Genomic DNA, 12,873 nt, shown 5'->3' with positions numbered 1-12,873 from the left:
GAGGCTGAATGTGCCGCAACGAACGGGCAACATGTGGTGTCAGCAGCCGCAGGCCGGGTGGCGTGACCAGCGCCTGGTCACCACCGAGCCGCTGCCGACATCGAATTCGACGGTGGTGTCCAGTGTCATCGGCTCCGGCGGCGGACCCTCGGTACCCGCCCCTTCCCGCAGCGCCCGCAGGACCTGCTCCACCTGGGTGAGGGCCAGTGCGGCGGTGCCGAGCACGGTGGCCCGGTCGGCGGTGGTCACGGCGTGCCGCAGCTGTGCGGCCAGCACCGGCCACGCCGCATCCCGCTCGCTGCGGTGCAGATCGGCGCACGCCAGGCACGATGTCAGCCCGGGAATCACCAACGGCCCGACCAGTCCGGTGCCGTCACGCACCCGGACCGGCAGGTGCGGCACCCGGGCGGTGTGCAGATCGCGCAGCACCCGCGGGTCGGTGATCAGTGCATCGGCCAGCACCACCAGGTCGGTGTGGTCGGTGGTCACCACCGCGTGGCGCCGGCTGCTGCGGGTCACCCGGGTCCCCGAGGAGCGCAGCGACCCGGACAGCAGATCCGACAGCGGTCCGCGGCCGTGCACCCGGACCGACACGGACCGCAGCGGCGGCCGGCTCGGGGTCACCACGCCCGCGGCGACGAGGCCGTCCAGCAGTTCCGTGACGGCCTCCCGGGACGGCTCGGGGTGGCCCGCGCGGGCGACCAGGTCACCGACGGTGACCGGGTCCTGCATGGAACGCAACAGCCGGGCCAGCGCCGGGCCGGTCAGTCCGGCCGGGGGGTGCACCAGGACGGCGCGACGCGGATCCCAGCCCACCTGCACGGTGGCGTCGGGACGCAGCAGGACCGGCATCGCCGGGTTCAGTGCGTAGCGCCGCATGTCATGACTGTGTCACGACGGGCGCACCCGCCGCGTCAGTTATCCACAGGGCCTTCGGGGCCCTCGTTGCGTTCCAGGTCTTCCAGCAGCTGGTCGATGCCGCTGGTATCACCGCCGATGGCCCGGTCGATGAAGGCGGCCGGTTCGTCCAGATCGGCGGCACCGGGCAGCAGGTCGGGGTGCTGCCACACCGCGTCGCGGGCATCGGCGCCGACGGCCTCGGTCAGCTTCTCCCACAGGGCGGCGGCCTCGCGCATCTTGCGGGGCCGCAGTTCCAGCCCGACCAGGGTTGCGAAGGTCTGCTCCGCGGGACCACCGGTGGCGCGGCGACGGCGCATCGTCTCGCTGAGCGCCTCGGTGCCCGGCAGCCGGTCCCCGAGCGCGGCGATCACGACGGTCTGCACCCAGCCCTCGATGAGCGCCAGCAGGGTCTCCAGCCGCTCCAGCGCCGCGGTCTGCTCCGGGGTGGACTTGGGTTCGAACATGCCCTGGCTGAGCAGCTGCTCCATGGCCGCCGGGTCGGCCAGCGACGCCGGGTTGAAGCCTTGGGCCATGTCCTCGATACCGGACATGTCGATCTTCATGCCCTTGGCGAACGCCTCGACGGCGCTGAGCAGCTGGCTGGACAGCCACGGCACATGACTGAACAGCCGGTGATGGGCCGCCTCGCGGGCGGCCAGGAAGGTCAGTACTTCGCTGCGGGGCTGCTCTAGACCCTCGGTGAGTGCGTCCACGGCCTGCGGCATCAGGGCGGCGACACCCTTGGGGCCCAGCGGCAATCCGATATCGGTGGAGGTCAGCACCTCCTTGGACAGTTTGCCGAGGGCTTGCCCCAATTGGCTGCCGAAAGCCATCCCGCCCATCTGGGACATCATGGCCAGCAACGGGCCGGCCATCGCCTGGGCCTCTTGCGGCAGCGCGGAGGCCCACACGGTGGAGATCTGCTCGGCCACCGGGTCGCACAACCGCTTCCAGGTGTCCAGGGTGTTGTCCAGCCACTCGGTCGGCGTCCACGCCACCGTGCGGGTGGTGCCCGCCGGCAGGGCGGTGGCCCCGTCGAGCCATGTCTCGGCGAGGCGCACCGCATCGGCGATCGCGGTGGCGGTGGACTCGGGCACCGGTGCGACGAAACCGATGGAACTCGACGCCAGCTGGCGGGCCAGGTCGTAGTTCACCGGTCCGGCCTGCTGCCCGGCGCCGGCCATAGTGCCTGCACCGCTGAACATCTCGCCGAGGCGGGTGAAGATCTGGCCGAGATCGGACATGTCGAAACCTTCACCGCCCAGCCCGAACGGATCCCCGGAGGGATCTTTCTTGCGCTTGTCAGGATCCGGGTCATCTCCGTGAGAGAAGCCGAAGGGCAGGTCAGCCATACCGTCAACGGTACCCACCGGCGGTGTCGCGGGTGGGCCCGTGGGTCACGCTGTGGGTGAACGCGCTCTACTGTGGGCGGCGTGAACAGGCGGATTTTGACGCTGGTGGTCGCGCTCGTGCCGATCGTGGCGTTCGGGTTGCTGCTGTCGGTGGTGACGGTGCCCTTCGTCGCGTTGGGTCCGGGGCCGACATTCGACACCCTCGGTGAGATCGACGGCAAGCAGGTCGTGGACATCAAAGCCACCGACGGGGTCGCCGGTCAGGTTACCCATCCGACCTCCGGGCACCTGAACATGACGACGGTGTCCCAGCGGGACGGCCTGAGCCTGGGCCAGGCGCTGGTGTTGTGGATGTCGGGCCGCGATCAGCTGATCCCGCGCGAGCTGGTCTACCCGCCGGACAAGTCGAAGGACGACATCGACAAGGGCAACACCGAGGACTTCAAACGTTCCGAGGACGACGCCGAATACGCCGCACTGTCCTACCTGAAGTACCCGAAGGCCGTGACGGTGGAGTCCGTCGAAGAGAAGGGGCCCTCGGCCGGGAAGCTGGAACGCGGCGATGCCATCGACATGGTGAACAACATCGAGGTGCCCGACCTCAAGGCCTTCCAGGATGTCGTGAAGAACACCAAGCCCGGCGATCAGATCGTGATCGACTACCGGCGCAAGAACGGCGGCGTCGGCACCGCCACCATCACGTTGGGCAAGCACCCCGACAAGGAGCAGGGCTACCTCGGTGTCGGGGTGTTGGACGCGCCGTGGGCGCCGTTCGACATCGAGTTCAACCTGGCCAATATCGGCGGGCCGTCGGCGGGCCTGATGTTCAGCCTGGCCGTGGTGGACAAGCTGACCACCGGTGAACTCAACGACGGCAAGTTCGTCGCCGGCACCGGCACCATCGACGCCGACGGCAAGGTCGGTTCCATCGGCGGCATCACGCACAAGATGGTGGCCGCGCGCGAAGCGGGTGCGACGGTGTTCCTGGTCCCCGCCGAGAACTGCGCCGAGGCGCGCACCGCCCACGAAGACGGTCTGCAACTGGTCAAGGTGGAGACGCTCACCACGGCAGTGGACGCGTTGAACACGATTTCTGCCGGTGGCGAACCCCCCACATGCTGAGAAGTTCCTTGGCAGGCACTGCGTAGAGTTGGGACAAGACGTGGCCCCTCGACCGGGATTCAGACATGCTGAGGCCACCGATCATGGACTGGAGTTGAAGAGTTGGGTATGCGGCCCGCGGCACGAATGCCGCAGCTGACACGACGGAGCCGGGTTCTCATCGGCGTCGCGGTAGCTGTAGTCCTGTTGTTGTTGGTGGGCCCCCGGTTCATCGACGGATATGTCGACTGGCTGTTCTTCGGCGAGCTCGGCTACCGCTCGGTGTTCACCACGGTGCTGTTCACCCGCATCGTGCTGTTCCTGGTGGTGGCGTTGCTGATCGGAGCGGTGGTCTTCGCGGCCATGACGCTGGCCTATCGCACCCGCCCGGTGTTCGTGCCGACCGTGGGCCCCAACGACCCGGTGGCCCGCTACCGCACCACCGTGATGAGCCGGCTGCGGCTGTTCGGTATCGGCATCCCGGTGTTCATCGGTCTGCTGGCCGGCATCGTCGCGCAGAGCTACTGGCCGCAGGTGCAGCTGTTCCTGCACGGCGGCGAGTTCGGGATCACCGACCCGCAGTTCGGCATCGATCTCGGCTTCTACGCCTTCGACCTGCCGTTCTATCGGCTGGTGCTGACCTACCTGTTCGTCGCGGTGTTCCTGGCGTTCGTGGCCAACCTGTTGGGCCACTACCTGTTCGGCGGGATCCGGCTGGCCGGGCGCTCCGGCGCGCTCAGCCGCGCGGCCCGTATCCAGCTGATCGCGCTGGCCGGCACCCTGGTGCTGCTCAAGGCCGCCGCGTACTGGCTGGACCGGTACGAACTGCTGAGCAACACCCGCGCCGGTAAGCCCTTCACCGGTGCTGGCTACACCGATATCAACGCGGTGCTGCCGGCCAAGCTGATCCTGCTGGCCATCGCCGTCATCTGCGCGGTCGCGGTGTTCTCCGCGCTGGTCCTGCGTGATCTGCGTATCCCGGCCATCGGTCTGGTGCTGCTGCTGCTGTCCTCTCTGGTGGTGGGCGCGGGCTGGCCGCTGGTCGTCGAGCAGTTCAGCGTCAAGCCCAATGCGGCGCAGAAGGAAAGCGAGTACATCAGTCGAAGTATCGACGCGACCCGGCACGCCTACGGGCTGACCGACGACGTGGTGACCTACCGCGACTACAGCGGTGACGCCAACGCGACGGCCCAGCAAGTGGCGGCCGACCGGGCCACCACCTCGAACATCCGGCTGCTCGACCCGACCATCGTCAGCCCGGCCTTCACCCAGTTCCAGCAGGGCAAGAACTTCTACAACTTCCCCGACCAGCTTTCGATGGACCGCTACACCGGCCCCGACGGCCAGATCCGCGACTACGTGGTGGCCGCGCGTGAGCTCAACCCGGACCGCCTCATCGACAACCAGCGGGACTGGATCAACAGGCACACCGTCTACACCCACGGCAACGGCTTTGTCGCCTCGCCGGCCAACACGGTGCGTGGTGTCGCCAACGACCCCAACCAGAACGGCGGATACCCGGAGTTCCTGGCCAGCGTGGTCGGGGCCAACGGCGGCGTGGTGTCCCCGGGCCCGGCACCGCTGGATCAGCCGCGGATCTACTTCGGCCCGGTGATCGCCAGTGCCCCCGACGATTACGCGATCGTCGGCAAGAGCGGTGACGTCGACCGTGAATACGACTACGAGACCAACATGGAGACCAAGAACTACACCTACGGTGGCACCGGCGGTGTGGGGATCGGCAACTGGATCAACCGCGGTGTGTTCGCGGCCAAGTTCGCCGAGCGGAACTTCCTGTTGTCCAACGTGATCGGCGAGAACAGCCGCATCCTGTTCAACCGTGACCCCGCGCAGCGGGTCGAGGCCGTCGCGCCGTGGTTGACCACCGACAACGGGGTCTACCCGGCGATCGTCAACAAGCGGATGGTCTGGATCGTCGACGGGTACACCACCCTGGACAACTACCCGTACTCGGAGTTGACCACGCTGTCGAACGCCACCATCGACTCCAACGAGGTGGCCGTCAACCGGCTGCTGCCGGATAAGCAGGTGTCCTACATCCGGAACTCGGTGAAGGCCACCGTGGATGCCTATGACGGCACGGTGACGCTGTACGCGCAGGACGAGACCGATCCGGTGCTCAAGGCGTGGATGTCGGTTTTCCCGGACACGGTGAAGCCCAAGTCGGAGATCTCCGCGGACCTGCAGGCCCATCTGCGCTATCCCGAGGACCTGTTCAAGGTGCAGCGTGCGCTGCTGGCCAAGTATCACGTGGATGATCCGGTGAAGTTCTTCACCAACGCCGACTTCTGGGATGTCCCACTGGATCCGAACCCGACGGCCAGTAGCTTCCAGCCGCCGTACTACATCGTGGCCAAGGATCTGGCCCAGCAGGAGAGCGACTCGGCGTCGTTCCAGTTGACCAGTGCGATGAACTGGATCAGGCGTGACTTCCTGGCCGCCTATATCAGCGCGAGCTCGGATCCCGACACCTACGGCAAGCTCACGGTGCTCACGATCCCGGGCCAGGTCAACGGGCCGAAGTTGGCGTTCAACGCCATCAGCACCGATACCGCGGTGTCCACGGAGCTGGGCCAGATCGGGCGTGACGGCCAGAACCGGATTCGCTGGGGCAACCTGCTGACCCTGCCGATCGGCAACGGTGGCCTGCTCTATGTGGCGCCGATCTACGCCTCGCCGGGGGCCAGCGATGCCGCGTCGACATACCCACGGCTGATTCGTGTCGCGATGATGTACAACGACAAGGTCGGCTACGGTCCGACGGTCCGCGATGCCCTCGATGAGATCTTCGGTGCCGGTGCGGGCGCGACCGCGACAGGTCCGGCGCCGGCCGAGGGACAGCCGGCGGCGCGGCCGCCGGCGCAGCCCGCGGCCAACCCGCAGGCCACTCCGCCGCAGCAGGGGAGTGCGCCCAGCGCGCCACCGCCCGCCGCCGCGGTTCCGGGCGGACCGGTGCAGTTGTCGGGGGCCAAGGCCGCCGCCCTGCAGGAGGTCAATGCGGCGCTGGACAATATGCAGACCGCCCAGACCAGCGGTGATTTCGCCGAGTTCGGCGAGGCGCTGCAGCGCCTCGACGACGCGATGAACAAGTACCGCGAGGCCCGGTAGCTCCACCCGCCGACAGTGCGGTCCCATCCGCAACACCCCGAGAGGGTGCGGATGGGACCGCACTTTCGCGTGCGCGGGCTGACTTGCGGGCGGCTCCAAGAAGATGCCAAGTGGGCCGGGCGAAGGTGGGGACCGATGAACAGCCCTGCCCGAAAGGACCCTCGAATGACCCTGGCCGAATCTGTCGACAGGAGCGTGGTGTCGGCACTGCCCGACCACGTCAGCGCCCTGGTCGCGCTGCGCGGCGAGCCCGGCTACGAGCGCTGCACCCCGTGGAACGTCGCCGTGCCGGTGCAGCCCGCGGCCGTGGTGTTCGCCACGTCGCCGCATCACGTCGCCGAAGCTGTGCGCTTCGCCGCCGCCCACGGTCTGCGGGTGACGGTGCAGGCGACCGGGCACGGCGCCATCCCGGTGGCCGCGGACACCATTCTGGTGCAGACCAGCGCAATGACCGACTGCGTGGTGGACCTGCCGACGCGGACCGCCCGGGTGGGAGCCGGCGCGCGGTGGCAGCACGTGCTGGACGCCGCCGCACCGCACGGGCTGGCTCCGCTGTGCGGATCCTCTCCGAGTGTGGGCGTGGTGGGGTTCCTCACCGGCGCCGGTGTCGGTCCGCTGGTGCGCAGCGTCGGCGTGTCCTCGGACTACGTGCGCGCCTTTGACGTGGTGACCGGGGCCGGTGAGTTGCTGCATGTGACCCCCGAGGACCATGCCGAATTGTTCTGGGGGCTGCGCGGCGGCAAGGCCACCCTCGGCATCGTCACCGGCGTCGAGATCGATCTGCTGCCGATCTCCGAGTTCTATGGTGGCGCACTCTATTTCGACGGTGCCGATGCCGCGGCGGTGCTGGGTGGCTGGCAGCAGTGGAGTGCCGGGCTGCCGGAGAACATCAACACGTCCATCGCCTTTCAGCAGTTGCCGCCGTTGCCCGGGGTGCCCGAGGAGCTGGCGGGCCGACTGACCGTCGCGGTGCGCTACACCGCGCTGGATGACTTCGCCGAAGCGGCAGCGATGTTGGCGCCGATGCGGGAGGCGGCCACGCCGGTGCTCGACACCGTCGGGGTGCTGCCGTATGCGGCGATCGGCGCGGTGCACGCCGACCCGGTGGATCCGATGCCGACGTACGAGGAGCAGGTATTGCTGCGCGAGTTGGGTTCGGCGGCAGTCGATATCCTGCTGACGGCTGCGGGCCCGGGTTCGGCGTCGGTGCAGACCATCGTGGAGGTGCGGCTGCTCGGCGGGGCGATGGCCCGCCAGGCCCCGCACCCCAGCGCGTTCTGCCATCGCCAGGCGGCGTACGCGGTCACCATCATCGGGGTGCCGGTGGGGCCGGCCGCGGAGCTGGTGCCGGCCCAGGCTGGCGCGCTGGCGCGCGCGCTGCAACCGTGGTCGACCGGCGGACTGCTGCCCAATTTTGCGCCCGCAGCGAACGCGGAGCGGATGGCGCGGGTCTATGACGAAGACACCCGGCACTGGCTGGCGGTGTTGGCCGACCGGTACGACCCGGCGGGGGTCTTCAAGACCGGTCTGGTGGTGCGCTTTTCGGCGTAGAAACCGGCGCTGAGCACCCGATTTGGTGCGCTGCACTCCCTTGGGTAATGTTGTGTTCACCGACGCGGGGTGGAGCAGCTCGGTAGCTCGCTGGGCTCATAACCCAGAGGTCGCAGGTTCGAATCCTGTCCCCGCTACTATTGTGATGTCGCAAGACATCGGAATAGCCGCGGACCTACTTTAGGTCCGCGGTTTTTTCCGTTTGGGGCCTTTGGGTGCGCCGGTGGGTTGGTAGTCCCTGGTGGGGTCGAGGGTGAAGTCGCGGAGTGTTTCTCCGGTGGCGGCGTTGATGACGGTGATGTGGTGGTCCTGGGCCAGGATCAAGACGCGGGTTCGGTAGTGGTGTCGGCCGATGCCGATGTGGTGCAGTCGTCCGTTGACTCGTAGGGTGACGGCTCCGGCTTGGTCGACGCGGTCGGTGCGTACGCGGTTGTGGGTGTCGAGTCGGGTTGCTGGGTCGGCTTTGGGGCGGCTGGTGTAGATCGTGGTGGGGGTTGCGTGGTGGGGCAGCGAGCGATGTGGGCGGCGGTGGTTGAACCGTCCTGGGTCTGGTGGAGATCGTGATCGCACCAGGAGGATGTTGTTGTGGCTGCGCCGAGGAAGTTCGACCCGGAGACCCGTGAGCGGGCGGTACGGATGTATCAGGACCGGATTAGTCAGGCCGGGGATTCCAAGCGAGGGGCTCGTCGCTATGTCGGCGAGATCCTTGGGATCAATGAGGCCACGTTGCGCAACTGGGTGGAGGGCCGTTACGGCTCGACTGACCCCGGGGCTGGGCAGGGGTCTGGTGACCCGGTTGCGGAGTTGACGGCGTTGCGTCGGGAGAATGCCGAGTTGCGCAGGGCTAATGAGATTCTCAAGACAGCGACAGCGTTTTTCGCGGCGGCGGAGGTCGACCGCCGACTTCGGTGATCGTCGAGTACATCGACGCTCATCGTCACCGGTTCGGGGTCGACCCGATCTGCACCGTGCTTTCGAGCTACGGCGTCAAGATCGCCCCGTCCACCTACTACGCGGCCAAAGCCCGCGGCCCAGTCAGCGACACTGCCTGGAACCAAGCGCACGCCGCCAACACCGTGCACCAGCTGTTCGTCGACAACCGGCGGCTCTACGGGGTCCGCAAGATGTGGCACGCCATGAAACATGCAGGCCACGACATCGGGCGTGATCAGGTGGGCCGGCTGATGAGCATCTGCGGGATCAGCGGTGCGGTGCGTGGCAGACGACGCACCACGGTCACCACTACCGCTGATCCGGGGGCGGCGCGCCATCCCGATCTGATCGCCCGGCAATGGGGTGCGCCCACGCGTCCCGATCAGTGGTGGGTCGCTGATTTCACCTACACCTGGACGCTGGCAGGGTTTGTCTACACGGCGTTCTGCGTCGATGTGTATTCACGGCGGATACTGGGCTGGCGGGTGATGTCGACCAAGGCGACACCGCTGGTGCACAGTGTCCTCGAGCAGGCTGTGTTCACTCGGCGCAGAACTGATTTCCATTTCACGACAACAGGTTTGGTGCACCATTCCGATGCCGGAAGTCAGTACACATCGCTGGCCTTCACCGATGCATTGCACGACTCCGGTATCGCGGGATCGATTGGTTCGGTCGGTGACGCCTTGGACAACGCATTGATGGAATCCGCGATCGGTCTCTACAAGACCGAGCTGATCAATCGCACCCAGTCCTGGACAGGGCGGGCCGAGGTGGAACGAGAAACCGCCGCCTGGGTGCATTGGTACAACACCACCCGCCTGCACTCGGCTCTGGACTATCTCTCGCCCTGCCAGCACGAGGACCGGTACCGTCACACCGTCGCCTCCACAGCAGAGGTGGCATAACCGAAGGTCTCCACCCAGACCAGGACGGTTCAGCGATCACCCCGATCTGATCCAAGGACACCCGCCCGTCCCGTAAGCCTTGGGTGCAGCGGGGAAGTTCGTCGATGCGGTGCGCGACGGTGACCATGGTCTCGGCCCGCCGCGGGCTCACCCCGGCCTTCCACGCCACCAAAGCCTCGATCGACCGGCACCCGGTCGCGCCCCACAACGCGTTGCCATCCTCGGAGCCCGCGCCGTCGATCTCGGCGATGATCTCCACCAACCGGCCATCGATCGCATTGCGCTGCCCGGTCAACTCCGCCATCTCCTCGAACAACACCTCGATACGCTTGGGCGCGAACCGATCCCGATCCAAAGGCGCTGTCGGAGGCGGCATACCACGATTTTAAAGAGGTGGTCCGACAAGTTGAGTCGAGTGCGTACCGCTTTTCTTGCCGGGATTCCGCGGCGGTTGGTTGGCGCGCCGATCAGGCGAGGTCTGCGCCCGCCACGTTGCGCTCGCCCGGCGCCTGCGCGCATGACGAGCACTCGGCCGAATCGATGTCGATGTGTCCACAGCTGGTGCAGATGAAAGGAATCATGGGCGGCCTTCGGGTCAGTGGTACGGCGCCGAATCGCGCCATTGGCACGCATGTACCCCGCGCACCTGCGAGTCCAAACCGGCACCGGGTAAACGTGAGATGAACACGGGTGGCGCCGGAGCCCGGACCGATCCGGGGGTCCGGTGCCACCGGGTCGATCAGTAGTCCCAGACCGCCGGGATGAACCGGAACCCACTGCCTGTGGCCGCAACATGGCAGACCGACGGGAACGGCAGGTGGGTGGCGACCAGCTGCTCGCGAGTGGCCGCCAGTTCGGTCAACAGCTGGATCCGGACCCGCGCCGACTCCTCGGGGTCGTGTTCGAATCCGTTCTGCCATTCGGGGTTGTCGAACCCGGGCTGAAACACCGCGTCACCGGCGAACGTCAACGCCCCGCCGCGGGACTCGATGCGCACGATGCTGTGCCCGGGTGTGTGGCCACCGGTGCGGCGCAGCAGCACGCCGGGCGCCACCTCGTACTCGTCTTCGAAGGTCCGCAGCTGGCCGCGGTAGAGCTCCAGGAATTGCGCGGCGGTCTGACGCAGCACCGGCGGGATGGCGGCCGGCATGACGGTGCGGGTGAAGTCGGGTGCCGCCCAGAACTCCGCTTCGGCAGTGGCGACATGCACGCGCAGGTCCGGCCGCAGTTTGTTGCGCAGCCCGTCCACGAGCAGCCCGCCGATATGGTCCATGTGCAGGTGGGTGAGCACCACGTCGGTCACCGAGGACGGTTCGATACCGGCGGCCACCAGACGCGTGCTCAGCTGACCGGCCCGTGGGAAGTCCGGGAACTCGGTGCCCAGGCCCGAGTCGATCAGGATCGTCTTGCCGCCGCTGCGCACCACGGCCACGTTCAGCGGCCAGTCCAGGATCTCCGGCGGCAGGAACATGTCCTTGAGCCAGGCCGAGTACTCGGCGGGCTCGACGTTGGTGGCCATCGTCGACGCGGTGATCGGCAGCACCCCGTCGCTGATCACCAGCACATCGATATCGCCCACTTTCAATGCGTAGCGTGACGGCACCAGCTCGTCGAGCCCCGTCCTACCCAGATCTGCAACGCTGTCCACGCTCATGCTGTTCTCCTGATCCTTGTGTCGACGAAGGTGCGGGCTGCCCTTCTACCCGCTCGAACGCACGCTTTCCGCAGAGTTTTCCCGTTCAGGCATCCTGGAGGTATGAACTCGTCTCTGGAGGCCATGCCTGACGCTCTGCTCGCAGAGTTTCACGTGTTGCGCGAGGAGTTCTCGCGATTCATGTTCGCGTACAAGTTCGGCATGGACGAGGTGACCACCAAGGTCTCCATCCTGCAGCAGGAGTTCAAACACCTGCAGAAGTACAACCCGATCGAGCATGTGGCGAGTCGGCTCAAGACGGCCGAAAGTGTGCTGGACAAGATTGCCCGCAAACAGTGTGAGCCGCGTTTCGAGGAGATTCGCGCCAAGATCACCGACATCGCCGGTGTCCGGGTCACCTGCTCGTTCACCTCCGACGTCTACTTGATCTCCGATGCCCTCACGCGGCAGGACGATCTCACCGTGCTGCAGCGCAAAGATTATGTGGCCGAGCCCAAGCCGAATGGGTATCGCAGCCTGCACCTGATCGTCGAGGTGCCGGTCTTCCTGTCCAGTGGTGTGGTGGACGTTCCGGTCGAGATACAGATACGCACCGTGGCGATGGACTTCTGGGCCAGTCTCGAACACAAGATCTTCTACAAGTACTCCGGGGATGTGCCGCCCCACATCGCGCGCAGCCTGCAGGAGGCCGCCACGACCGCGGCGCGACTCGATGACGAGATGGAGAGTCTGCACCATGATGTGCACGGTGCGCTGCCGCCCGTGCCGGTCGAGATGGCCAACGGCAGCATCCCGATCCCGGACGCCGTGCTGGCCCGCTTCGCCCAGCAGCGGGTGACATTCGCGCCGCTGATCTAGCGGGCCGGCGAGAAGCGTTGCCGCGCAGGCACCCGTTCGCGTGCCCTACGCCTGCGGAGCACCCAGCGGGAACTGCGTGATGGCTCGTTCGAGGACGTCGCGCAAAGTCCCGGCGGCGGGAACGTCCAGCCAGAACTGGACAGCGGTGTGGATGGCGGCCACGACGGTCGCCGCGGCCAGGCGTGGCGCGAGGTCGACAGTCGGGTCGGTGCCACTGCGAATGCCGATCTCGGCGGCGATGACTCGTTCGATCGTGATATCGGACCTTCGTTCCTCCGCGTACAGCGAAGGTTCATTGCGGATCAGCCGACTGCGGGCTAGCCAGTCGCGATCCGGCTCGTCGGCGAACAGGGCGAGGGCGGCCGCGCGGAGAGCCTCGTGCAGCGGCTCCTCGGCGGGCCGGGCGCGAAGTGCTGCGCACAAGACTTCGGTCCGGATCCCCGCGACGCCGACGATGGCCGCCTCCTTGCTCGGAAAATAGTTGTTG

At 67.1% G+C, this 12,873-nt stretch carries 10 protein-coding genes, 1 tRNA gene, 1 pseudogene and 1 other annotated feature; of the genes and pseudogenes, 6 read left to right on the top strand and 6 right to left on the bottom strand.

Annotated elements, in window-relative coordinates; all coding sequences use genetic code 11:
* Nucleotides 1–39: 39 nt before the first annotated feature.
* On the bottom strand, nt 40–879 hold the full coding sequence (locus tag A7U43_RS22650; protein WP_067999583.1) for a cyclodehydratase: 840 nt from the start codon (nt 877–879) through the stop codon (nt 40–42).
* Between the two features lie 35 nt (nt 880–914).
* A complete protein-coding gene (locus A7U43_RS22645; RefSeq protein ID WP_197499894.1) occupies nt 915–2,270 on the bottom strand; it encodes a zinc-dependent metalloprotease in 1,356 nt (451 codons plus the stop codon).
* 63 nt (nt 2,271–2,333) lie between these two features.
* Here A7U43_RS22645 and A7U43_RS22640 point away from each other — a divergent pair, with 63 nt between their 5' ends.
* From A7U43_RS22640 to A7U43_RS22625, 4 genes are all read left to right on the top strand, one after another.
* A complete protein-coding gene (locus A7U43_RS22640) occupies nt 2,334–3,374 on the top strand; it encodes a YlbL family protein (RefSeq protein WP_068003468.1) in 1,041 nt (346 codons plus the stop codon).
* A 102-nt stretch (nt 3,375–3,476) separates the two neighbouring features.
* Complete coding sequence (locus tag A7U43_RS22635; protein ID WP_067999579.1) at nt 3,477–6,482, top strand: UPF0182 family protein; 3,006 nt, start codon at nt 3,477–3,479, stop codon at nt 6,480–6,482.
* 165 nt (nt 6,483–6,647) lie between these two features.
* Nucleotides 6,648–8,033, top strand: a complete 1,386-nt coding sequence (locus A7U43_RS22630) for an FAD-binding oxidoreductase (RefSeq protein ID WP_067999578.1) — start codon at nt 6,648–6,650, stop codon at nt 8,031–8,033.
* 63 nt (nt 8,034–8,096) lie between these two features.
* Nucleotides 8,097–8,170, top strand: a tRNA-Met gene (locus A7U43_RS22625).
* Nucleotides 8,171–8,213: 43 nt separating this feature from the next.
* Here the strand turns inward: A7U43_RS22625 and A7U43_RS22620 are convergent.
* Nucleotides 8,214–8,603 (bottom strand): hypothetical protein, encoded by a 390-nt coding sequence (locus tag A7U43_RS22620; protein WP_067999576.1) that lies wholly within the window; start codon nt 8,601–8,603, stop codon nt 8,214–8,216.
* A 15-nt stretch (nt 8,604–8,618) separates the two neighbouring features.
* Here A7U43_RS22620 and A7U43_RS22610 point away from each other — a divergent pair.
* Nucleotides 8,619–9,874, top strand: a protein-coding gene (locus A7U43_RS22610) for an IS3 family transposase (RefSeq protein ID WP_156525800.1) whose coding sequence is annotated in 2 segments (ribosomal slippage) — nt 8,619–8,916 and nt 8,916–9,874 — 1,257 coding nt in all. Because the reading frame shifts where the segments join, the coding sequence is not laid out codon by codon here.
* Nucleotides 8,903–9,034, top strand: a sequence feature (AL1L pseudoknot). Its footprint overlaps the gene before it by 132 nt.
* Nucleotides 9,875–9,887: 13 nt before the next feature.
* On the opposite strand, the pseudogene A7U43_RS29285 reads toward A7U43_RS22610, so the two are convergent.
* Both A7U43_RS29285 and A7U43_RS22600 read right to left on the bottom strand, forming a co-directional pair.
* A pseudogene (locus A7U43_RS29285) lies at nt 9,888–10,250 on the bottom strand (DUF222 domain-containing protein); the annotation flags it as partial.
* A gap of 363 nt (nt 10,251–10,613) precedes the next feature.
* Complete coding sequence (locus A7U43_RS22600; RefSeq protein WP_067999573.1) at nt 10,614–11,528, bottom strand: MBL fold metallo-hydrolase; 915 nt, start codon at nt 11,526–11,528, stop codon at nt 10,614–10,616.
* A 102-nt stretch (nt 11,529–11,630) separates the two neighbouring features.
* On the opposite strand from A7U43_RS22600, the gene A7U43_RS22595 reads away from it, so the two are divergent.
* Nucleotides 11,631–12,386: a GTP pyrophosphokinase gene (locus tag A7U43_RS22595; RefSeq protein WP_082902261.1), complete on the top strand. Its 756-nt coding sequence runs from the start codon at nt 11,631–11,633 to the stop codon at nt 12,384–12,386.
* Between the two features lie 45 nt (nt 12,387–12,431).
* Here the strand turns inward: A7U43_RS22595 and A7U43_RS30125 are convergent, their stop codons facing one another.
* Nucleotides 12,432–12,809: an acyl-CoA-like ligand-binding transcription factor gene (locus A7U43_RS30125; protein WP_197500110.1), complete on the bottom strand. Its 378-nt coding sequence runs from the start codon at nt 12,807–12,809 to the stop codon at nt 12,432–12,434.
* Between the last annotated feature and the right edge of the window lie 64 nt (nt 12,810–12,873).

The sequence above is a fragment of the Mycobacterium adipatum genome (assembly GCF_001644575.1).
Taxonomy (GTDB): Bacteria; Actinomycetota; Actinomycetes; order Mycobacteriales; family Mycobacteriaceae; genus Mycobacterium; species Mycobacterium adipatum.
Note: the sequence above shows the minus strand (reverse complement) of the source record. Positions and strands in the feature narration are given on the sequence as shown.